The organism is Planomonospora algeriensis (assembly GCF_977012225.1).
Genome location: NZ_CDRNDK010000063.1, coordinates 1 through 21,584 on the forward strand (window position 1 = coordinate 1; position 21,584 = coordinate 21,584).

Consider the following 21,584-nt stretch of genomic DNA (forward strand, 5'->3'; position numbering starts at 1 on the left):
CTCTGGCGGGGAACTGGCCGACCTGCTCGCGACCGCGGCGCAGGCCCGCCACCCGCTCGCGCTGGCGGAGCTGGCCCCCCTGGTCAGCCGGGCGGTGAGCCTCGGGGATCCGGCGGCGGAGGAGATCGTGGCCGACGCCGCGGCCCGCCTGGCCGGGACCGCGGCCAGGGTGCACGACCCCGGCTCGAACGTGCCGATCGTGCTGGCCGGGAGCGTGCTGACGAGCGAGGGACCGGTGCGGCGGGCCGTGGTGGATCTGCTCCGGCGGCGGTGGGGGGATGCGCCGATCGCCGTCGCGGGAGACGGCGCCGGGGCCGCCGCGTGGCTCGCGGCCGTGCCGTTTCTGGGCCGGGAGGAGGCCGCCGGGCTCCACCGCCGTTTCGTCGGTCCTGGAGCCGCCGGCCCGGCAGGCGGATCCGATTCCGCAGGGTGAGGCCGGTCCGTGGTGCGCTCCTCGGCGTGTCCGGCCCCGCGCGGAGCGGCGTGTCCGGCCCTGCGCGGAGCGGTGGGCCCCGTCCTGTGCGGAGCGGTGGCCCGGCCACCGGGGTCTGCGGGGGCCGGGCCGGTCTCGCTATCCGGAGACGGTGTCGATGAAGGCGGTGGAGGCCGAACGGAACGACTCGACCCTGCTCAGCACGTCGGCGGGCGAGACGACCTCGTTCTTGCTGTGGTAGACCCAGTCGACCTGCTGATGGTAGTTACGCGGAGCGGAGCCGCTCCGCAGGTCGATGAACCACTGGTTGAACATGATCGACATCGGCGTCTCGGGGTAGTGCTCGCCGCCGTGGTCGGCGATCAGGCGCCCGTCGATGTAGTACTTGGCCCGTCCGCCGGACACTTGGAGGACCAGATCGTGCCAGCCGGCGAAGCTGGCCCGCTCCGTGGAGTGGGTGTTGACGGCCTTCCAGGGTTCGGCCTGGTAGGTCTCCCAGGTCGTGGTGAACATGGTGGGCCCGGACTCGCCCCAGCCGCCGTTGGGCAGATACTCGAAGTCCAGCTCGCCGTAGTCCGGGTCCATGCTTCTTTCCAGCGGCGTGATGGTGAAGAACGTCTGCACCACATGCTCGCCGTCAGGGCCGGAGACCGGGGCGTCGCTGAACTTCACCCGGGCGGCGTAGGTGCCCTCGAAGAACTTGCGCCGGGTCGTCGACAGCTCGGACTGGACGGTGCCCGCGCCGGTGCCGTCGGTGGAAGCGCTGAGCTGCAGGACGTGATCGCCGTTGACCCGGGGGAAGGCGACCGCCGAGGGTGACCAGCCGACCCCGGGCACGCCGGGACCGCCGTTGCCGGAGCGCACCCGCCAGCCGTGCTGCGCGAGTTTCGCGTCGGACGGGCCGGTGTAGGCGAAGTCGTCGAACAGCGTTCCCTGCCCGCCGGAGCCTCCCGGCACGGGGGTGGCCGGGGGCTTCGGAGTGGGGGTGGCCGGAGGGGTCGGGGGCTTCGGCGTGGCGGTGGCCGGAGGCGCGGTGGGAGTGGGCGCCGTGCCCGTGCCGCTCGGCTGCACGCCCCAGACGAGCCGGCCGCCGACGTGGACGGTCGCCCTGTCCCAGTCGGCGTAACTCGTACGGCCCGCACCGAAGGAGTGGTCGTCGGACTGGTCGAACGTCCGCCAGTCCGGCCGGTAGAAGCGCAGCTCCAAGTCGCCGGTGTCGGTGCCGGGCGCAAGCCTTCCGGAGGTGAAGCCGACCTCCAGGTAGCGGTCGGCGCCTCGCACCGGCTTCGCCAGCGGGACGAACCGGCCGGTCACGGTGGAGCAGCCGACCCTCGCCCACGAGCAGGCGAAGCGGTGAGCGGTCTCGCCCTTGAAGTAATAACGGATCTTCACCTGGCTGAGCGCGACAGGGGTCGTGCCGTTATTGACGATCTTGAAAAGCGGCTCGACCTGATCGGTGAGGGCCTCGGTGGAGGTGGTCATGTACTGCAGGCGCAGCGACTGGGCGGCGGCCGTGGCGGCGCTCGCCGGGCCCGGGACTCCGGCGCCCACGGGGAACAGCAGCGCCGCTGCGGTGATCAGAGAGCCGACGGTGATTCTTCGCAAGGATCACTCCAGATCAGGGGTACCTAGCCCTTGTACGAGGCAGGAAAGTTTCCTGCTTTTAATAAGGATGGATGCATGCTCCCGCAGCGGTCGGCGTTCTGCGGGCTCCATAAGCCGGACATAAGGTGGTTTTAAGATGCGGCGAGAGGGGAGCCGTCCGACGGCTGCCGGGCTGCCGGGCTGCCGGGCTGCCGGGCTGCCGGGCTGCCGGGCGTGACGCCGCGGCAGCGTCCTCAGCGGCGTCTTCAGGGGCGTCCTCAGTAGGCGCCGGCGCGGCGCATGGCGCGCGGGCGGCCGTCAGGGTCGCACAGCATGCGGTACAGCGGCGTCACCAGGGCGGCGGTCAACGGCGGCAGGGGGCCGGGCTCGTGCAGGCGCAGCCGCCCCGGCGGGCGCGGCCCGCGGCGGCTCCGGCGTGCCAGCGTTCGAGGGCGGAGGCCGCGGCGGCGTAGGCGTCGAAGAACGCGCGCGGATCCAGCAGGTCGTCGTGGCCGTCGCCGTCTCCGTCGCGGTCCAGATGCTCGCGCGCGAGCGACAGCCGCAGCTCCCGGGGCAGGCGGCGCGCTCCGTCGCCGTGCCCGCCGGGGTCACGGGTTCCCGCGGTCCCGCGTCCCGTCCAGGATCGCGCAGGTGAGCTCGGAGTCGTAGGTCCAGGAACGGCGGTTGAAGTTGTCCGAGCCCACGGTCATCCACGTGTCGTCGACGATGCAGACCTTGGCGTGCACGTAGACCGGCGTGCCCTCGTGGTTCTCGATCCCGTAGACCGCCACCCGGTCCCCGCCGGCCTCCTTGAGCACCGACAGGGCCTGCTGCCGGCCGAGGACCTGCGGGGTCCCGGCGAGCAGGCCGTCCTGGTCGGGGTGGAGCGGCAGGACGCCGATCATCAGCAGCTCCGGGTGGTCCCGGAGCGCCTCGGCGAAGGATTCGGCGACCTGCGGCGACCAGAGGTACTGGTCCTCGATGTAGATCAGGGACCGGGCGCGGCGCAGCGCCTTGAGATACCCGCGGGCGACGCTGTGCTCCCCCTTCGGCGCGAAGGCGTAGCGGGACCGGCGCTGTGGGTAGGTGCGCAGCAGCTGTACGGCGTGCGGCCCGCACGCGGGCGGGTCCGGGGACTGCGGCGGCAGCGGGTCGGCGTGCGTGTCGTCGTGGCGGAGCAGGTCGGCGAGGCGGTGCACGGGGTTGCGGGTCAGCGGCTTGGGATCGGTCCACCGCTCCCGGAAGACCGCCTCCACGTCGCCCACGACCGGGCCCTGGAGCGCGACCTGCACGTCGTGCCAGGGCGGCCGGGGGCCGTACACCTTCGCCATCGGGGCGGCCTGCGGGTCGCCGCCGTGCGAGGCGTCGTCGCGGCGGGTCCGGCACAGGTCGATCCCGCCGACGTAAGCGATGTCGCGCCGGGGGTCGTCACGGTGCCGCAGCACCACGAGCTTCTGGTGGTGCGAGCCGCCGGGCGGGACCCGCATGTCGCGCAGGTACTCCCCGCCCGCCGCCTCGATCACCTCCCCGAGGTGGCGGTTCTCCTCCGAGCTGAAGCGGAGCCGGTCCCAGTGGGAGCGCCAGAGCAGGCCCTTGACGACGACGCCGCGCCGGGCGGCGTCCGCGAACACCCCGGCGACCTCGGTACCGGGGCCGTCCAGCCGCTCGTCGGGGTCCCCGCGCCAGTCGGTGAAGAGCAGCAGGTCGCCCTCACGCAGCTCCCGGACGCGGGCGAGCAGGTCGGCGAAGTACGCGGAGCCGTGCACGAGGGGCCGGACCGCGTTACCGGTGGACCAGGCGGCGCCGTCACCGTGCCGGGAGTCGATCACGGTGGCCGGATTGCCGCGCTCGGCGGCGGTGAGGAACCAGTCGTGGACGCGCACAGGCGCGAACTACCCCCTTTTCCCCGTTCGACGCACGGCCGCCGGCCGCGCGGACGCCGCCCCTTCGGGGAGGCGTCCGCGTCGCGGGCGCGGTCAGAGGTTCTTCCACCGGGGCGTGTCGTCGACGTCCCACTCCAGCCGGTCGGCCACGTCGACCACCCCGTGCACCCGCTGGACCAGCCGGGCCACGAGGTGGGCGTCGCTGCGGAGCCGCATGCGCCCGGCCAGGGTGACGATCCCGCGGTCGACCGTGGCGGTCGCGTCGTTAGGACCGGACCACAGGGGGCGCCGCAGGATGTCGCGGTTCACCTCCTCGGCGATCTCGGCGTCGTTCCGGACGAAGACCTTGAGCAGGTCCTGGCGGCTGACGATGCCCTCCAGCCGTCCTGCGGCGTCCACGACCGGCAGGCGCTTGACTCCGCGCTCCTCCATGAGCCGCATCGCGGAGATGATCGAGGCCTGCGAACGGATCGTGACCGCCGGGGCGGTCATCAGCTCGGCCGCGGTGTCCCCGACGGCCTTGCGCCGGGTGTCCTCCCGGCCGCCGAGCCGGTGCCGGAGCCGGACGCGCAGCGGCGGCTGGTACCCCTCCTGGTAGTACTGCTCCTTGAACTCCTCCTTGCGGAGCAGATCGGCCTCGGAGACGACGCCGAGGACGTGACCCTCGCCGTCGACGACCGGGACCGCGCTCACCTCGTGGTTGATCAGCACCTCGGCCACGTCCTTGAACGGCGTGCAGCCGTTGACGGACGTCACATCGGTGGTCATCACGTCCTTGACCTTGACGTGCATCCTTCAGTCCCCCTCACGGATCCGTCCCGCGTGACGGCGGCGGGGCCGTACGACCGGTTCCCCTGGACCCTTCCCGGTATCCCCCGCATCTTCATCCCGACGCGGGGGAGATTCTGAAGCCAGAGGACCAAGGTCCCCGCCCACGGGGTCCATCGCCCGCTGCGGCGCCCGCTGCGGCGGGGTCGAATGGGAGCGGACCCCCCGAGGAGGACGACATGGCACCGCACGCGGAACAGCACAAGGGAACGACGGCGCACGTGGTGGTCGGCACGGACGGCTCGCCCGCCTCCACGGCAGCGGTCGCCTGGGCCGCCGAGGACGCCGCGCGGCGCGGATGCGCCCTGCGGATCGTCCACGTATGCGAGCCCTGGGCCCTGGACATCCCGCTGGACACGCCGCCGGGCTTCCGTGACTCGGTGGGCGAGCACTGCAGGGAGGTCGTCGACGTGGCGCAGGACGTGGCCCGCGGAGTCGCCCCGGAGATCGAGGTGAGCACCGTGCTGGAGTCCGGCGGGGTGGCCGAGATCCTGCGCCGCGAGGCCGCGGACGCCGAGCAGGTCGTGGTCGGCAGCCGGGGTCTCGGCGGCTTCACCGGCCTGGTGCTGGGTTCGGTCTCCCTCGCGGTGGCCGGTCACGTGCCGGCGCCCGTCGTGGTGGCCAGGAACGTGCCGGAGGAGGCCCGAGGCCGGATCGTGGTGGGGTTCGACGGGTCGGAGCACTCGGCCGCCGCCCTGGCGTACGCCTTCGCCGAGGCCGTACGGCGGGGTGCCCGCCTGCACGCGGTGCACAGCTGGCGCATGCCCGTCCTGGGGCCGGGCGCCACCGCCTACACGCCGCTCGTCGAGGACGTCTTCGACGCCGAGCGGCAGGTCGCCGAGGAGACGCTCCTGCCCTGGCAGGAGAAGTACCCGCAGGTCGAGGTGGAGCGGACGGTGGTCTGCGGTCACCCGGTCCTGACCGTCTGTGACGCCTCGAAGGAGGCCGACCTCGTCGTCGTCGGATCGCGGGGCTTGGGCGCGTTCGGCTCGGCCGTACTGGGCTCGGTCAGCCACGGAGTGCTGCACCACGCCCACTGCCCCGTCGCGGTGGTGCGCGCCCGGGGGGAGGCGTGACGGCGGCGCACGGTGAACGTCACGCCCCCGGACCGTCTTGCCGTTCGCGGCCACCGGGTGCGGGGAGGCGCCTTCCGGCGGCTTCGAGCACCCGGCTCTTCGACGGGTTCACCATCGCCTCTCCCGCCACGACCACGGTCGGCACGGTCTCGTTGCCGTCGGCGACCGAGCGGACGAACGCGGCCGCATCGGGATCCTTCCAGATGTTGACCTCGCTGTAGCGCAGCCGGGTGAAGCGCAGGCGCGTGCGCAGTCTCATGCAGTACGGGCAGCCGGGCCGCCAGTAGACGACCACGCCTCCGTGGTCCGTGTCGCGGTGCGACGTGGCCCGGCCACGGTGCGGCAGGTTCGTGACGATCAACAACACGAACAGGGCGAGGAGGACGAACGCTGAGAGCGACATACGGGAAGTATGTCAAGGTTGTCCGCTCGGGTGCCGTCCCGTCCGCCGGTGCCCCCGGCTCCTCCAGGCGGCGCGGCCGCGTGAAAGTTTCCTCGGCGGGCCCAGGTCGCGGGCGCGGCGGAGGGCGGGGGATTGCATCGCGGGACCGATGCTTCCTACGGTCTCCTCGATGTCGAGGAGGACCGAATGACCTCTGCACGGCGCCTGAGCGCTCCGCTCTCGCTCCTGTCCGCGCTCCTGCTCGCCCTGGCCCTCACGGTCGCGGACCAGGCGGCCGGCGGCGGCCCGGCGGCACAGGCGTTCGCCGCGCCGTACCAGGACCCGTCGCTGAGCGTGCCGGAGCGGGTGGCGGACCTGCTGCCCCGGATGTCGCTGGAGGACAAGGTCGGGCAGATGACGCAGGCCGAGCGGGGAGCGCTCAGCCCGGTGTCGGACCTGGCGACGTACCGGATCGGCTCGGTGCTGTCGGGGGGCGGTTCGGCGCCCTCGCCGAACAACGCGACCGGCTGGGCGGACATGTACGACGCCTTCCAGCGGCAGGCGCTCTCGACCCCGCTCGGCATCCCGATGATCTACGGTGTGGACGCGGTGCACGGGCACAACAACGTCGCCGGGGCCACGATCTTCCCGCACAACATCGGGCTGGGCGCCACGCGCGACCCCGGCCTGGTCGAGCGGATCGGCCGCGCCACCGCCGAGGAGGTCGCGGGCACCGGGGTGGACTGGACGTTCGCACCGTGCGTGTGCGTGGCGCGCAACGACCGGTGGGGCCGTACCTACGAGTCGTTCGGCGAGGACCCCGGCCTGGTGAGCGCGATGACGACGATCGTCGACGGGTTCCAGGGGCCCTCGCTGGACGGCCGGACGTCGGTGCTGGCCACCGCCAAGCACTACATCGGCGACGGCGGCACCACCGGGGGCGACGACCAGGGCGACACCCGGCTGAGCGAGGCCGAGCTGCGGGCGGTCCACCTGCCCCCGTTCAGGGCCGCGGTCGAACGGGGCGTGGGGTCGGTGATGGTCTCCTACAGCAGCTGGAACGGGGTCAAGCTGCACGGCCACCGTCAGCTGATCACCGGCCTCCTCAAGGGCGAGCTGGGCTTCACCGGCTTCGTGGTGTCGGACTGGGCGGGCATCGATCAGCTGGACGGGCAGGAGGGCTTCACCGCCGAGGAGGTCCGGTCGGCGGTGAACGCGGGCATCGACATGGTGATGGTCCCCAACGACTACCGCCGGTTCGTCTCGCTGCTCAAGGCCGAGGTGCAGGCCGGCCGGGTGCCGATGTCCAGGATCGACGACGCCAACCGGCGCATCCTGACCAAGAAGTTCGAGCTCGGGCTGTTCGAGCGGCCGCTGTCCGACCGGTCCCTGACCGGCGGCGTCGGCGGCGCCGAGCACCGCGCCCTGGCCCGCGAGGCCGTGCGCAAGTCCCAGGTGCTGCTCAAGAACGACGGCCTCCTGCCACTGGCGAAGACCGGCGGGAAGATCTTCGTCGCGGGGCGGAACGCCGACGACATCGGCAACCAGAGCGGCGGCTGGACGATCAGCTGGCAGGGCTCCTCGGGGAACACCACGACGGGGACCACGATCCTGCAGGGCATCAGGGACGCCGTGGGGTCCGGCGCGACCGTGACCTACAGCCGTGACGGGTCGGGCGTCGACTCCTCCTACCGGGCCGCGATCGCGGTGGTCGGGGAGACCCCGTACGCCGAGGGCCAGGGTGACCGGCCGGCTCGCTCGGCCTCGACTCGGCCGATCTGGCGACGCTCCAGCGGCTCCAGGCGGCAGGGGTGCCGGTGGCGGTGGTGCTGGTCTCCGGGCGGCCGCTGGACGTCGCCGCGCAGCTCGGCGGCTGGGACGCGCTGCTGGCGGCGTGGCTGCCGGGCACCGAGGGCGGCGGGGTGGCCGACGTGCTGTTCGGCGACCACGCTCCCACCGGGAAGCTGCCGATGACCTGGATGCGGGAGGCCGGCCAGCAGCCGATCAACGCCGGGGACGGCAAACCGGCACTGTTCGAGTACGGCTTCGGCCTCACCTACTCCACGCCCACGCCCACGCCGACCCCGACCCCCACGCCCACGCCCACACCGACTCCGACCCCCACGCCCACACCGACTCCGACTCCGACTCCGGCGGAAGGCTGCGCGGTGACGTACCGGACGAACACCTGGGGCGACGGCTTCACGGCTGAGGTGACGATCGTCAACAGGTCCGCGACGCCCATCGACGGCTGGACCCTCCAGTGGGCCTTCGGCGGGAACCAGAGGATCACCGGTTCCTGGAACGTCTCCCTGACCCAGTCCGGCCGCCAGGTGACGGCGAAGAACGTGACCTGGAACGCGTCCCTGGGCAAGGCCTCCTTCGGCTTCCAGGGCACCCACGACGGGAGCAATCCGGTCCCGGACGCCTTCACGTTGAACGGCACGGCCTGCTCGGTCGGCTGACGACCGCGTTCACCCACCCGGCCCGTCGCCGCTCCGAAGACGCCCGCACCTGGACCGAGGGCGGGGACGGTCCCGGCGACGGCCGATTGACATCGTTGTCATAAGAATCATAGATTCTTCTCGCTTATCCGGTTAACCATCTTCGTTCACGCACTTCGGAGGACACAGTGAGCAAGCGCCTGCCCGCCGCGGGCCCCTCGACCGGGTCCGGATCGTGACCGTCCTGGCCGTGGACATCGGCGGCACCAAGTTCGCCGCCGCCGCGGTATCCGCCGACGGCACGGTGATGACGCGCGCCGAGGTCCCGCTGAAGGACCGGGCCCGCCCGGAGGAGGCGCTGCTGGACGTGGTCGGCCAGGTCACCGACCGAGTGCCCACCGCCCGGCTGGAGGGCGTCGGCGTCGGCTCGGCCGGTCCGCTCGACCCGGTGGCCGGCACCGTCAGCCCGGTCAACATCCCGGCCTGGCGGGACTTCCCGCTGCTGGCCGCCCTCGGCCGGCTGGTCCCCGGCCGCCCTCTGCGGCTGGCGGGCGACGGCCAGTGCATGGCGCTGGGCGAATGGTGGCGGGGACTGCCGGAGGGGGAGCCGGCGCGGGCCGTGCTCGGCATGGTCGTCTCCACCGGAGTGGGCGGCGGCTTCGTCTTCGACGGCGTCCCTCACCTCGGCCCCACCGGCAACGCCGGCCACATCGGCCACATCGCCGTCGATCCGGACGGCGAGCCGTGCCCGTGCCGGGCCACCGGCTGCGTGGAGACCGTCGCCAGCGGACCGAGCATGGTGCGCTGGGCCCGTGCGAACGGCTGGACCGGCGACGACGCCCGGACCCTCGCCGCCGACGCCCGTGCGGGGGCCGCCGTCGCGGAGTCGGCCTTCCGTCGGGCCGCCGGCGCGCTGGCCACCGCGATCCTGACCGCCTCGGCCCTGTTCGACCTCGACCGCGTCGTCATCGGGGGAGGCGTGGCCGCCGCCGGGCCGGTCCTGCTGGACCCACTGCGGCAGGCCGTCACCCGTAACGCGGGGCTCGGCTTCCTGCGCCGCGTGCGGGTGGAGGCGACCTCCCTGGGCCGTGACGCCGGCCTGCTCGGCGCCGCGGCGCTGGTCCTGTCCCCGTCCCGCCCGGGGGCCTTCCCGGTGCCCGGCGGCGCTCCGGCCCGCGAGCCGGGGGACGGGGCTCCGGCCCGCGAACCGAGGGACACCGCATGCATCTGATGACCAACCCCGTCAAGGATTACGCGTGGGGATCGCGCACCGACATCGCGGCCCTCACCGGACGGCCCGTGCCCGCCCCCGGCCCGGAGGCGGAGATGTGGCTCGGCGCCCACCCCGCCGCTCCATCGCTGCTGCCCGGGGACGGGCGCTCGCTGGCCGACGCCATCGCCGCCGACCCCGCCGGACAGCTGGGCGAGGAGACGCTCACCCGGTTCGGCGCGCGCCTGCCGTACCTGATGAAGCTCATCGCGGTCGCCCGGCCGCTCTCGCTGCAGGTCCACCCCTCGGCCGAGCAGGCCGCCGACGGCCACGCCCGGGGCGTCTACGGCGACCCCTGGCCCAAGCCGGAGCTGGTGTGCGCGCTCACGCCGTTCACCGCGCTGGCCGGGTTCCGCCCTCCGGAGCAGGCCGCGATGCTCGTCGACCGGCTGGGCGTGCCGGCGCTGGCGGAGACGGCGGCGCTGCTGCGGCGGGGCGCCGCGCTCGACGCCCTGCGCGTCCTCCTGGAAGGCGACCGGGCCACCGAGCAGATCGTCTGGGCGGCCTCCTCGGTGCACCATCCGGACTACGCGCTGGTGGTCCGGCTGGCCCGGCAGTACCCCGGCGACCCCGCCTGCCTGGCCCCGCTGCTGCTGCGGCGGCACGAACTCGCCCCCGGCCAGGCGCTCTTCCTGGGCGCGGGGGTGCTCCACTGCTACCTCAAGGGGTTCGCGGTGGAGATCATGGGCAGCTCCGACAACGTCATGCGGGCCGGGCTCACCCCCAAGCCGCTCGACATCCCCGAACTGCTGCGCGTCACCGACCCGGCCGCCGCCCCCCTGCCGGTGGAGGCCCGGGACGGCCTGTACGCCACGCCGTCCCAGGAGTTCCGGCTCCGGAGGCTGACCGGAGCGGGGGAGCACCGGCTGGCGGGCGGGAGGCCGCGCATCCTGCTGTGCACCGAGGGCACGGCGGGCGTCGGCCCCTCCGGCTGGCGGCGGGGGAGTCCGCCTTCGTCCCGGCCGCCGGGGGAGCCGTCACGGTGACCACCGCCGGCACCGTGTTCTGTGCGGAGCCGGGAGCCGCCGGTCCGTCCTGAACGGCGCCGGGGCCGCCGGTCCGTCCTGAGCGGGGCTCCGGCCGAAAGGCGCCTCACCGCCCCTCGGCCTACCGACTGTTCCCGAGAGCGCCGGACGGGGCGGGAGTCTGCGTATTTGTACCTGGTCGGCCGGGCCGCCGTCGGCGATCATCGGTACGGCGGGCGCACCCGACCGTGCGCCGCCGTACAGGTGACGGTGACCCGGGGCGGGAGCGTCGATGGGCGAGGTGCAGGAGCGGGTCCCGCTCGCGGACAGGGCGGTCTTCGGCACCGCGGACCTCGACGAGGCCCGCGAGCAGGTGGGCAGGGTGTTCTGCCCGCACCGGCTGGAGCTGACCGGCGGGAGCGCGCCGCTGGCCGCCCGGCTCAACTCCGCGCAGCCGGGCTCCGTCCGGGTGAACTACCTCGACTACGGCGCGGACGTGCGCATCGAGCCCGGAGAACTGGAGTCCTTCTTCCTGGTGCAGCTCCCGCTCGCCGGGCGCAGCCTGATCCGGTGCGGCGGGCAGGAGATCGTCTCGACGCCCGGACTGGCCTCGCTGCCCTCGCCGACGGAGCACCTGGACATGCGCTGGGCGGCGGGCTGCCCGCAGCTGATCGTCAAGTTCGACCGGTCCGCCGTCGAGGAGGCGCTGGAGCGCATGCTCGGCCGGAGGCCCGACCGGCCCCTGGTCTTCGACCTGGGCGTGGACATGACCGCGGGCTGGGCGCGGGGCTGGCGGTCGATGGTCGACCTGGTCGTCGGGGCGGCGGAGCGCGACGACGGGCTCGCCGCGCAGCCGCTCGCGATCGCCCATCTGGAGGGCGCCCTGATCACCTCACTGCTCACCATGCAGCCGTCGAACCACCGGGACCTGCTGAACGCGCCCCGGCCCGCGGCCGTGCCCAAGGTGGTGCGCCGGGCGATGGAGTTCATCGAGGGCCACGCCCACGAGCCGCTGACGACCGGAGACGTCGCGCGCGCCGTGGCGGTCAGCGGCCGTTCGCTCCAGGAGGGGTTCCGCCGCCACCTCGGCCTGACCCCGATGACCTACCTCAGGGACGTGCGGTTGAGCCGGGTCCACGACGAGCTGGCGGCCGGCGACCCCGCCCGCCGCACTGTGACCGGGGTGGCCGCGCGCTGGGGCTTCCTGCACCAGGGGCGCTTCGCCGCGGCCTACCGCGCCCGGTACGGCCAGGCGCCGTCGCAGACGCTGCGTGGCCGCTGAGGATCCCCGCGCCAGGCGCCGTCGCAGACGCTGCGTGGCCGCTGAGGATCCCCGCGCCAGGCGGATGGAACCCGCGCTGAGCGGATGGCCCGCCCGGCAGGGCCCGCCGTACCGTTTTCACCAGGCGCCGATCGACCATCCACCGGAAAGACCCCTGAGAAAGGACGTCTCACCATGCGCAGAATCCTCATCGTCGGCGCCGGGCAAGCGGGCCTCCACCTGGCCCTGGGCCTGCTCCGCAACGGCTACGACGTCACCGTCGTCTCCAACCGGACCCCGGAGCGGATCCGGGACGGCCGGGTCATGTCCAGTCAGGCCATGTTCGGCACGGCCCTCGGCCACGAGCGCGAGCTCGGCCTGGACCTGTGGGCGGACGAGTGCCCGCCGATCGACGGCATCCAGCTCACCGTCCCAGGCCCGGACGGCGGCCGGGCGATCCACTGGGCGGCCCGGCTGGACGCGCCCGCCCGCTCGGTCGACCAGCGGCTGAAGATGCCCGCCTGGATGGCCGAGGTCGAGCGGCTCGGCGGCGAGCTCGTCGTCCACGACGCCGGGGTGGACGACCTGGAGGAGTACGCCGCCGACCACGACCTGGTCGTGGTCGCCGCGGGCAAGGGACCGATCGCCTCGCTGTTCGAGCGGGACGCCGCCCGCTCGCCGTACGACGCCCCGCAGCGGGCCCTGGCCCTGACCTACGTCACCGGCCTGACGCCGCGGCCGGAGCATTCCGCGGTCTGCTTCAACCTGGTCCCGGGGGTCGGCGAGTACTTCGTCTTCCCGGCCCTCACCGTCACCGGACCCTGCGAGATCATGGTCTTCGAGGGCCTGCCCGGTGGCCCGATGGACTGCTGGGGCGACGTGCGCACCCCCGCCGAGCACCTGGCCAGGAGCCGGTGGATCCTGGAGACCTTCCTGCCGTGGGAGGCCGAGCGCTGCGCCGGCGCCGAGCTCACCGACTCCGGCGGCGTGCTGGCCGGCCGCTTCGCCCCGGTCGTGCGCCGGCCGGTCGCCAAGCTCCCCTCGGGCGCACCGGTGCTGGGGGCCGGCGACGTCGTCGTGCTCAACGACCCGATCACCGGGCAGGGCGCCAACAACGCTTCCAAGTGCGCCGCCTCCTATCTGGCGAGCATCCTGGAGCGCGGCGGGCGGCCGTTCGACGCGGCCTGGATGGAGGAGACCTTCGAGCGCTACTGGGAGGGGGCCCGGCACACCACGGCCTGGACGAACGCGCTCCTCGCGCCCCCTCCGCCGCACGTCCTGGAGATCCTGCAGGCCGCGGGCCGGGTTCCGGAGGTGGCCTCGCGGTTCGTCAACGGTTTCGACGACCCGGCGGACTTCTCCGAGTGGTTCATGGACCCCGTCTCGGCGGGCGGCTACCTGGCGCGCACCGGCGCCCGAGGGGAGTGAGCGGCCGTGCGAGCCCTGCGCGAGGCCCTCGGGCAGTACGCGACCGGGGTGGCGGTGGTCACCGCCGCCGCCCCGGGCGGGGAGCGGGCCGGGGTCACCGTCAACTCCTTCACCTCGGTCTCGCTCGACCCGCCCCTGGTGCTGTGGTGCCTGACCCGGAACTCCCCCAGCGTGCCCGTCTTCCTGCGGGCCGGCCGGTTCGCGGTCAACGTCCTGGCCGAGGACCAGGACCACCTGTCGCGGCGGTTCGCCACGCCGCTGCCCGACAAGTTCGCCGGGGTGGAGACGCTGCCCGGCTCCGGCGGCGCGCCGCTGCTGGCCGGGACCCTGGCGTACTTCGCCTGCCGTACGGCGACCGTCCACGAGGCGGGCGACCACCTGATCCTCATCGGGGAGGTCGAGCGCTTCCACCGCGCGGAGGGCGAGCCGCTGGTCTTCCACGCCGGGCGCTACCGCTCCGCGGCGCCCCTCGGCGTCGTCCCGGTCCCGGCGCGCTGCGCGTAGCCGCCGCCCGCCGGGCGGTTCACCAGCCCGCTCCGGCGGCCCGCGCCGGGGCTCCGGAGCGGGGCCCCCAGATCGCGGGATAGTCCGGGTAGCCGTAGCCGACGACCTCGCCCTTGGACCGGATGCGCCGCTCGACCCGGCCGTTGTCGGTGTTGCCCTCGATCGTGGTGATCGTGCCGTCGCCGTTGTCCTGCTTCACCAGGCCCATGTGATCGATCCGGTAGACGCCCTCACCGCCGCCCCCGTCGATGTCGAAGAAGACGACGGCGCCGGGGGTGGCGGTGCCGCCCCAGCGTCCGTCGAGCTGGAACCGCCTGGCCCAGGTGACGACGTAGACGTCCGCGCCGACCATGGAGCGCAGCCCCGCCTGCTCGCCGACCCAGGCGACGAACATCGCGCACCACGGGGCGTTGGCGTAGGCCCGGACGCTGTGGCCGTCGCGGGCCGCGGTCTCCCAGGCCCGGGAGGTCTCCATGTACCAGGAGTGGAACTTGGTGCCGCCCCCCTCGGCGTCCTCCCGGATCCCGACCTGCTGCTCGGCCACGCTCAGCATCCGCGCCACCGCCGCCTGCGGAGCCCGCCCCGCGGGCCAGTACGGCGCGGCCTGGGTGAGCGGGCCGGTCCGGAGGCCCGGCGGGACGCCGGACATCAGGGCCGGGGCGCCGACGAGGGCCGCTCCGGCGAGGAACACCGCGCTGAGGGCCAGCCGGGAAAGGCTGGAGGGGGGGAGGGAACGGGGAACGCGATCATGGATCATCCCGGGTTCGCTCCTTGTCTCCGCGCCGCCTGCCGGGAGGGCCGGCGGATGAGAGAATTCGTCGAGAACTCCGAGGTCAGTCTAACATCCGCCCGTTTCGATGATCGTTCAGCGGCTCCGGAGGCGGCTCAGCGCCGGGTGGAGATCCAGCCCCGCCCGGCGGCCAGGCAGCCGGCCTGGAACCGGCTCCGGGCGCCCAGGCGCTCCATCAGCTCGGCGGTGACGCGGCGCAGGGTGCGCACGGAGACGTCGAGCTTGCGGGCGACGGCCTCGTCGGTGAGCCCCGTCGACAGCAGGCGCAGGACCTCGTGCTCCTGGCTGCTCAGCCCCCGCTCGTCGCGGCGGGGCTCGTCGCCGAAGGCGTCGGCCCGCTCCCAGACGTCCTCGAACAGCGCGCCCAGCGCGGCGATGACGCCCGCGCCGCGGAGCAGGACCGCACCGGCGCCGCTGTCGTCCGGGTCGATCGGGAGCAGCGCCGCCTCCCGATCAAAAATGATCATCCGGGTGGGCAGGGCGGGGATCGTGCGCACCCGGCCGCCGAGCTCGGCCAGCCAGGTCGCGTAGGCGGCGGTGTGCTGGTCGTTGCGGACGCTGTCGAGGTAGACGACGCGGATCCGCACGCCGTTCTCCAGCAGCGCCTGGTCGAGCGGCCTGCTGGCTTCGATGTTCGCCGGGGTCTGGGCGCCCTGGGGCTCGAATCCGCGCAGCTCGTGCCGGCAGCGCAGGGCCAGCTCCTCGATGCGCGTCCGGACGGCGTCGATGCCGAGCAGGGTCTCGGCGCCGTCGCCGGGCCGGGCGGGGTTCAGGTCCGCGTAGGCCGCGATCATCTGGGCGACGGCCGTGCGGCCCCGCTCGATCTCCTGCCGGCGGCTGAGCAGCGCCTCCTCCTCCCGGGCGAGCAGCGCGGACAGGCCGACCTCGGGACGCACCAGGCACAGGGCGCCCGGCTCCTCCCAGGAGGGCCGGAGCAGCGACAGCCGGGCCAGCTCGTCGAGCGCGTCGCGGATCCGGGGGACCGGCCAGCCCAGTTTCTCGCTCAGTTCGCACACCCCGTGGGAGGGGTTCTCCAGCATGGCGCGGTAGACGGTCTCCTCGGCGGACCCGAGGCCAAGCAGTGAGAGCACGACCCCTCCCGGTGGTGGACGCGGGTACGGTGCGACCGGCCGGGGGCCGACCTTCCGGCGGTCGCAGCCTGAAACTAGGGCGCGGGGGTCATGCCGGAGTTACGCGGGCACCGGATAACCCGGCGGTAACCGCCCGGCCGGAAGGTCCTCGGCGGAGACGTCTCCCCTGGCAGCCTCCTGCACGGCAGGTGCCTGCCAGGCCGGATCCCTGGCGGATCCGCCGGCCGGCGGAGACCGTCGATCCATGTATCTCATCAACGCCCGCCTGCGGGCCCCCGAGGAGGCCGGCTCCCGCCCGCCGCCCGCGCCGCGGATGCCGGTCCGCGAACTCCGCGACCTCGTCCTCTCCCTGGCCGATCCCGCCGACCGGATCGAGCACGTCTACGGCGCGGTGAGCGCCGCCGGCGCCGATCTCGGCATCTTCATCCTGCAGTCCACGCTCGAAGCCGCCGAAACCGCGGCCGAGCGGCTGTGCCGGCGCTGCCTGGCGGCATCCCCCCGGCTCGCGGGCTGGTCCCTGAACGGCTGCGCCGCGGGCCTGGCCCCCCGCCCGGCCGGGCCCCCGCCGCTCGGCGGCGGGCCTGGCAGCGTCCTGCCATTGCAGGGCGCTGACAGCCCCCGGTACTTATCCCGGAACTGATTCGCGGCAAGAATCCGAAGTGCCGGGGAAAGCGCGGTTGATCCCCGGGGGAAACGTCAACGGCCGCACCGGTGAATTCAGCCGGCACGACACCGGCGGAAAGGAAGAGGAAAACAATGAACGGAATCGGCCGCCCCGCCGCCGCGCTCGGCGCCCTGTCCCTCGCGTTCGCATCCGCGTTCGCGGTCCTGTCTTCGGTGTCCCCGGTGTCCCCGGTGTCCCCGGTGTCTCCGGCGTCCTCGGCGTCCTCGGCCCACCTCGCGGCGGACGGTCCGGCGGGCTCCGCGCCCGGCGACGGGCCGGTCCCCGCGCTCGGCGCCGGCTGGCAGTGACCGGCCGGCGAAGCACCCCGATCCGGGCGGCAGCCCGGCAAGTCGTCTGGGAGGCGACCACAGTGAAGCATCAGGAAGTCGAAGTACTGGCGATCGGAGCAGGCCCCTCCAACCTCGCCCTGGCGGTGGCGCTGGAGGAGCTCTCGCCCGAGCTGGCGAGCAGGACCCTGCTCCTCGAGCAGCACGAGGACGTGTCCTGGCAGCGCGGCATGCTGCTGCCTTGGGCGCAGAGCCAGGTGTCCTTTCTGAAGGACCTCGTGACGCTGCGGAATCCGCGGAGCAGATTCTCCTTCGTCAATTACCTGCACTCGGCCGGAAGGCTCAATGAATTCGTCAATCTGGGCAGTTTCACTCCCTACCGGAGCGAGATATCGGAATACCTCCTGTGGGTGGCGCGGTCGCTGTCGCGGGTGCGGATCGAGTACGGCCGGCGGTGCGTCAGGATCGAGCCGGTCCTGCTGCCCGGCGGCGAGGTGGAGGAGTGGCGGGCCGAGCTCGGCGACGGCTCCACCGTCACCGCCCGCACCCTCGTGGTCGGCGCCGGCCGCGACCCGCACATCCCCGAGGTGTTCGGCGGGCTGCCGCGGGAGCGGATCGTCCACAGCACCGAGTACACGCGGGGGATCAGCCGGTTCGACCACGGCGCGCCGCACCGGGTCGCGGTGATCGGCGGAGCGCAGAGCGCGGCCGAGATGCTCTGGGCCACCCACCAGAGCATGCCCGAGGCCCAGTGCACCATGATCATGCGTTCCATCGGCCTCAACGGCTACGAGAGCAGCAAGTTCACCAACGAGCTCTTCTACTCCTCCTTCATCGACGAATTCTACGGCGCGAAGCCGGAGGCGCGCCGCCAGCTCCTGTCGGAGATGCACCGCAGCAACTACGCGGGGCTCTCGCCCGGCCTGCTGGAGACCCTGTACCGGCAGATCTACCTCGAGCGGCTCAACGGGCGGGAACGGCTCCGGATGATCACGATGGCGGAGATCACCGCCGCCGGGCTCGACGGGGACGAGATCGTCCTGACCCTGACCGACCGCAAGAGCGGGAACCGCACCGAGCTGCCCTGCGACATCCTGCTGCTCGGCACCGGCTTCGACCGCCGGATGCCCTGGCTGGTCCGCGACCTGGCGACCCGGGCGGGACTGGGGGAGATCACCGTCGACCGCGTCTACCGGCTCGGCCTGCCTCCGGGCTCGGACGCCGCCTGCTATCTGCAGGGCGTCAACGAGGACACGCACGGCATCGCCGACTCGCTGCTCAGCGTGCTCGCCACCCGCGCCGAGGAGATCGTCGCGGACATCCAGGACCGCCTGGCCGCCACCGAGCTGCTCGCGCCGTTCGCCCTGCCCGTCGCCTCCTGACCGCCCCACCGCCGCCCCCGTCCGACTCCGAGGGAGTCCTCCATGGACCTCAACACCTTCGCCCCCGACCAGCTCAGGCCCGACAACGGCCTGCTGGCCAAACGACTGCTGCCCTGGACGACGCTGAACGCCCCCTTCGAGGGCGCCTGGTGCGTGGTCCGGCCTGGTACGGCCTCCACCCGGCACGCCCACCACGAGTACGAGATCTTCATCGCCGTGTCGGGCGAGGCGGTCCTGGAGAGCGAGGGCGACCGGGCCGCCTTCGCCGCCGGGGACGTCGCCTATTTCCCGCCCGGCACCGACCACCGGGTCGTCAACGACGGCGCGGCCGACTTCGAGATGTACGGCATCTGGTGGGACGCCGACATGACCGGCGCCTTCACCGCCCGCCACGAGCAGAACCACGAGCAGAACCACGAGCGCGACGCCCGGGAGGAGAGATGACGCAGACGATCGTCATCGCCGCCACCCCCACGCCCAACGGCGACCTGCACGTCGGCCACATGGCCGGGCCGTACCTCGCCGGCGACGTGTACGCCCGCTACCTGCGTGCGGACGGCCGGCCGGTGACCTACGCGACCTGCACCGACGACAGCCAGTCCTACATGATCTCGACCGCGCGGGCGCGCGGCACGACCCCCGGCGAGCTCTGCCGGACCTCCACCGAGCAGATCGGCCGGTCGGTGCGGGCCATGGGCATCTCCCTGGCGCAGCTGCCGCCCGTCGACGACGTCTACCGCCGGACGGTGCTCGACTTCGTGACCGCCCTGCACCGGCAGGGGCGCTTCGAGACCCGGACCGTGCGCATGCCGTACGGCGAGAACGCCGGGACGTACCTGTTCGACGGGCTGGTCAAGGGCGAGTGCCCGTCCTGCCTGGCCGAGAGCTGCGGAGGGTCGTGCGAGGGCTGCGGCAGGCCCAACCACTTCGACGAGCTGATCGGCCCCCGTTCGGTGCTCGACCCCGCCGACCCGGTGACCTCGAGGGAGGCGACCGTCCTGGTGCTGCCCATGGAGCGCTACCGGAAGGAGCTCACCGCCTACTACGCGGCCCGCCGGGACGTCTGGCGGCGGCACGGCGCGCAGCTCGTCCGGGAGATCCTCGCCGGCCCGCTCCCCGAGATCCCGATCACGGTGCCGTCGCCGGGCTGGGGGATCGACGCCCCGTTCGCCGAGACCCCCGGCCAGATCCTCTACCCGTGGGTCGAGGCCATGCCCGCCTCCATCTACGCCACCTGGAAGGCGGCCGGCGAGCCCGAGGGCCCGGTCGACGCGCTCTGGCGGGCCGGCGGCGGCAACCGCCTCGTCTACTTCCACGGCTTCGACAACGTCTACTTCTGGGGGATGGTCGACCTGGTGATGCTGCTCGCCCACGGCGACCGCTACATCACCCCCGACGCCAACGTCTGCAACGAGTTCTACGAGCTGGAGAACGAGAAGTTCTCCACCAGCCGGGGCCACCTCATCCGCGGCGCCGACCTCGTCGCGGAGGTCCCGCGCGACCTGGTCCGGTTCTACCTCGCCCTGACCTGCCCCGAGGACCAGCGGGCCAACTTCACCAGGGAGGGGCTCGACCAGGTGGCCGAGCGGCGCCTGCGCGCGCCGTGGAACGCGCTGGCCGACCGGATCGACGCCCTCGTCGCCGACCCCGGCGAGGAGCTCCCCGTCACCGGCGAGGGCCGCCGCCGCGCGGCCGTCATGGTGGAGCGGTTCCGCCTCTGCTACGACCTGCCGTCCTTCAGCCTGACCCGGGCGGCGGACGGGATCGTCACCCAGCTCGGCCGGCTGCTGGAGGCCGGGTGCGCCGAGCCCGGCGACCTGCTGCTGGAGACGCGCACCCTGCTGGCCTGCGCGGCCCCCATCCTGATCGACGTCGCCGCCGAGGCCGAGACACGCGGGGTGAAGCTCACCCTGGAGACCGGCGCCGAGACGGTCACCTCCTTCCTGCTGCCACGACTGCCCGGGAGCGCCCGATGAGACTGCTCGCCCTGGAGGCGCGCCAGAACGCCGCCTACTACCAGTCCCGCTACCGCCAGGTCGCCGACCTCGGCGCCGAGCTGTACGTGCTGAACGGGATCGGCACGCCGGACTTCTGGCCGCAGGACCGCTACCGCGTCGCCGGCTCCCAGCGGATCGACGACCTCATCACCGAGGCGAAGACCTGGCACGAGCAGGAGCGCTTCGACGGGGTCATCACCTTCTCCGAGTCGGCCGTGACCGCGGTCGCCGCCGTCGCCGAGGCGCTCGGCCTGCCGGGCGTCGGCCCGGAGGCGGCCAGGACCAGCCGGAACAAGCTGCTGATGCGCGAGGCGCACCGCAGGCACGGCGCCCCGCACCCCGGCTTCCGCCTGGTGGCCGACGTGGAGGAGGCCCGGCGGGCCGCCGAGGACTTCGGCTACCCCGTCATCCTCAAGCCGACGCTCGGCGCGGCCAGCAACTTCGTGTTCCGCATCGACGACGAGGAGGAACTGCGGGAGACCTTCCCCCGGGCGGTCGAGGGCATCGCGGGCATGTCGTGGTACGCGATGGAGGCCGAGGGGATCGACCTCGGCCCGCACGGCCTGATGGTCGAGGCCTTCCTCGACGGGGAGGAGTTCCTGATCGAGGCCGTCGCCTGGGACGGCGAGGTCTACCTGGGCTCGATCGTGGACCGGATCACCGCCGAGGGCGGCACCTTCGACGACGACGTGCACCACGCGCCGACCTCGCTCGGCCCGGAGCAGGTGGCCGCGGTGCACCGGGTCGTCGCGGCGGGTGCCCGCGCCCAGGGGCTGCGCCGCAGCGTGATGCACGCCGAGGTGCGCTTCCACCGCGGCGAGCCGTACCTGCTGGAGATCGCGATCCGGCCCGGCGGCGGAGGACTGGACCTCATCGCCCGGATCACCGCCGACCACTGCCCGATCCGCGCCGTCATGGACGTGGCCCGCGGCGTGCGGCCCCGGGTCCGCCACTACGAGCCGACCGGCGTCCACGTCACCGCCATGTGCCTGCTGTGCGAGGCGGGCCGGATCGAGCGGATCGACGTGCCCGCCGAGGTGAGCGAGTCGGACCGGGTCTTCTTCCTCAAGATCACCGCTCAGCCCGGGGACGTCGTCCGCCGCCCGCCGGAGGGCAACAGCATCCTCGGCTTCCTGGGCACCACCGGCGACTCGCTGGAGGACGCCCGGCGGACCATGAACGACCTCGCGGACCGGATCCGCGTCGAACTCTCCCCGATCGGAGACCGGTGATGACCCAGCTGACCGTCGCCCCCGCGCTGACCGTCGCCCCCGCGCAGGCCGCCGTCCCCGCGCAGGCCGCCGGCCTCCGCGCC

General features: G+C 73.4%; 19 protein-coding genes and 2 pseudogenes. 15 read left to right on the top strand and 6 right to left on the bottom strand.

What is annotated here, in order from left to right:
* Positions 1 to 433, top strand: a pseudogene (locus ACWJ6R_RS09915) (ATPase); the annotation flags it as partial.
* A gap of 138 nt (positions 434 to 571) precedes the next feature.
* On the opposite strand, the gene ACWJ6R_RS09920 reads toward ACWJ6R_RS09915, so the two are convergent.
* The 3 genes from ACWJ6R_RS09920 to ACWJ6R_RS09930 form a co-directional block, all read right to left on the bottom strand.
* Complete coding sequence (locus tag ACWJ6R_RS09920; protein WP_449061923.1) at positions 572 to 2,038, bottom strand: cellulose binding domain-containing protein; 1,467 nt, start codon at positions 2,036 to 2,038, stop codon at positions 572 to 574.
* Positions 2,039 to 2,625: 587 nt separating this feature from the next.
* Entirely contained in the window at positions 2,626 to 3,900 is a 1,275-nt protein-coding gene (locus ACWJ6R_RS09925; RefSeq protein ID WP_449061924.1) for a phospholipase D family protein, read from the bottom strand.
* Between the two features lie 93 nt (positions 3,901 to 3,993).
* On the bottom strand, positions 3,994 to 4,692 hold the full coding sequence (locus tag ACWJ6R_RS09930) for a CBS domain-containing protein (protein ID WP_449061925.1): 699 nt from the start codon (positions 4,690 to 4,692) through the stop codon (positions 3,994 to 3,996).
* Between the two features lie 215 nt (positions 4,693 to 4,907).
* Between ACWJ6R_RS09930 and ACWJ6R_RS09935 the strand changes: the two genes are divergently transcribed.
* Entirely contained in the window at positions 4,908 to 5,804 is an 897-nt protein-coding gene (locus ACWJ6R_RS09935; RefSeq protein ID WP_449061926.1) for a universal stress protein, read from the top strand.
* Between the two features lie 19 nt (positions 5,805 to 5,823).
* Here the strand turns inward: ACWJ6R_RS09935 and ACWJ6R_RS09940 are convergent, their stop codons facing one another.
* A complete protein-coding gene (locus tag ACWJ6R_RS09940; RefSeq protein WP_449061927.1) occupies positions 5,824 to 6,207 on the bottom strand; it encodes a glutaredoxin domain-containing protein in 384 nt (127 codons plus the stop codon).
* Positions 6,208 to 6,600: 393 nt separating this feature from the next.
* Here ACWJ6R_RS09940 and ACWJ6R_RS09945 point away from each other — a divergent pair.
* The 7 genes and pseudogenes from ACWJ6R_RS09945 to ACWJ6R_RS09975 all read left to right on the top strand — a co-directional run.
* Positions 6,601 to 7,875: pseudogene (locus ACWJ6R_RS09945) on the top strand (glycoside hydrolase family 3 N-terminal domain-containing protein); the annotation flags it as partial.
* Positions 7,876 to 8,003: 128 nt separating this feature from the next.
* A complete protein-coding gene (locus ACWJ6R_RS09950; RefSeq protein WP_449061928.1) occupies positions 8,004 to 8,651 on the top strand; it encodes a cellulose binding domain-containing protein in 648 nt (215 codons plus the stop codon).
* A gap of 214 nt (positions 8,652 to 8,865) precedes the next feature.
* Positions 8,866 to 9,861, top strand: coding sequence for an ROK family protein (locus ACWJ6R_RS09955; RefSeq protein WP_449061929.1), 996 nt, complete (start codon positions 8,866 to 8,868; stop codon positions 9,859 to 9,861).
* On the top strand, positions 9,852 to 10,886 hold the full coding sequence (manA, locus tag ACWJ6R_RS09960) for a mannose-6-phosphate isomerase, class I (RefSeq protein WP_449061930.1): 1,035 nt from the start codon (positions 9,852 to 9,854) through the stop codon (positions 10,884 to 10,886). The genes ACWJ6R_RS09955 and manA overlap by 10 nt, the downstream gene beginning before the upstream one ends.
* A gap of 271 nt (positions 10,887 to 11,157) precedes the next feature.
* On the top strand, positions 11,158 to 12,147 hold the full coding sequence (locus ACWJ6R_RS09965) for an AraC family transcriptional regulator (protein ID WP_449061931.1): 990 nt from the start codon (positions 11,158 to 11,160) through the stop codon (positions 12,145 to 12,147).
* Between the two features lie 174 nt (positions 12,148 to 12,321).
* Positions 12,322 to 13,554, top strand: a complete 1,233-nt coding sequence (locus ACWJ6R_RS09970; protein ID WP_449061932.1) for a styrene monooxygenase/indole monooxygenase family protein — start codon at positions 12,322 to 12,324, stop codon at positions 13,552 to 13,554.
* 6 nt (positions 13,555 to 13,560) lie between these two features.
* Positions 13,561 to 14,058: a flavin reductase family protein gene (locus ACWJ6R_RS09975; RefSeq protein WP_449061933.1), complete on the top strand. Its 498-nt coding sequence runs from the start codon at positions 13,561 to 13,563 to the stop codon at positions 14,056 to 14,058.
* A gap of 19 nt (positions 14,059 to 14,077) precedes the next feature.
* Here ACWJ6R_RS09975 and ACWJ6R_RS09980 read toward each other — a convergent pair whose 3' ends face one another.
* Both ACWJ6R_RS09980 and ACWJ6R_RS09985 read right to left on the bottom strand, forming a co-directional pair.
* Positions 14,078 to 14,815, bottom strand: a complete 738-nt coding sequence (locus ACWJ6R_RS09980) for a CHAP domain-containing protein (protein ID WP_449061934.1) — start codon at positions 14,813 to 14,815, stop codon at positions 14,078 to 14,080.
* A 128-nt stretch (positions 14,816 to 14,943) separates the two neighbouring features.
* Positions 14,944 to 15,939, bottom strand: a complete 996-nt coding sequence (locus ACWJ6R_RS09985; RefSeq protein ID WP_449061935.1) for a LuxR C-terminal-related transcriptional regulator — start codon at positions 15,937 to 15,939, stop codon at positions 14,944 to 14,946.
* Between the two features lie 244 nt (positions 15,940 to 16,183).
* On the opposite strand from ACWJ6R_RS09985, the gene ACWJ6R_RS09990 reads away from it, so the two are divergent.
* From ACWJ6R_RS09990 to ACWJ6R_RS10015, 6 genes are all read left to right on the top strand, one after another.
* On the top strand, positions 16,184 to 16,579 hold the full coding sequence (locus tag ACWJ6R_RS09990) for a hypothetical protein (RefSeq protein ID WP_449061936.1): 396 nt from the start codon (positions 16,184 to 16,186) through the stop codon (positions 16,577 to 16,579).
* Positions 16,580 to 16,695: 116 nt separating this feature from the next.
* Complete coding sequence (locus ACWJ6R_RS09995; protein ID WP_449061937.1) at positions 16,696 to 16,911, top strand: hypothetical protein; 216 nt, start codon at positions 16,696 to 16,698, stop codon at positions 16,909 to 16,911.
* A 62-nt stretch (positions 16,912 to 16,973) separates the two neighbouring features.
* Complete coding sequence (locus ACWJ6R_RS10000; RefSeq protein ID WP_449061938.1) at positions 16,974 to 18,272, top strand: lysine N(6)-hydroxylase/L-ornithine N(5)-oxygenase family protein; 1,299 nt, start codon at positions 16,974 to 16,976, stop codon at positions 18,270 to 18,272.
* Positions 18,273 to 18,314: 42 nt separating this feature from the next.
* Entirely contained in the window at positions 18,315 to 18,716 is a 402-nt protein-coding gene (locus tag ACWJ6R_RS10005; RefSeq protein ID WP_449061939.1) for a cupin domain-containing protein, read from the top strand.
* Entirely contained in the window at positions 18,713 to 20,248 is a 1,536-nt protein-coding gene (locus ACWJ6R_RS10010) for a class I tRNA ligase family protein (RefSeq protein WP_449061940.1), read from the top strand. The genes ACWJ6R_RS10005 and ACWJ6R_RS10010 overlap by 4 nt, the downstream gene beginning before the upstream one ends.
* Positions 20,245 to 21,501: an ATP-grasp domain-containing protein gene (locus tag ACWJ6R_RS10015; RefSeq protein WP_449061941.1), complete on the top strand. Its 1,257-nt coding sequence runs from the start codon at positions 20,245 to 20,247 to the stop codon at positions 21,499 to 21,501. The genes ACWJ6R_RS10010 and ACWJ6R_RS10015 overlap by 4 nt, the downstream gene beginning before the upstream one ends.
* The last annotated feature ends 83 nt before the right edge of the window (positions 21,502 to 21,584 follow it).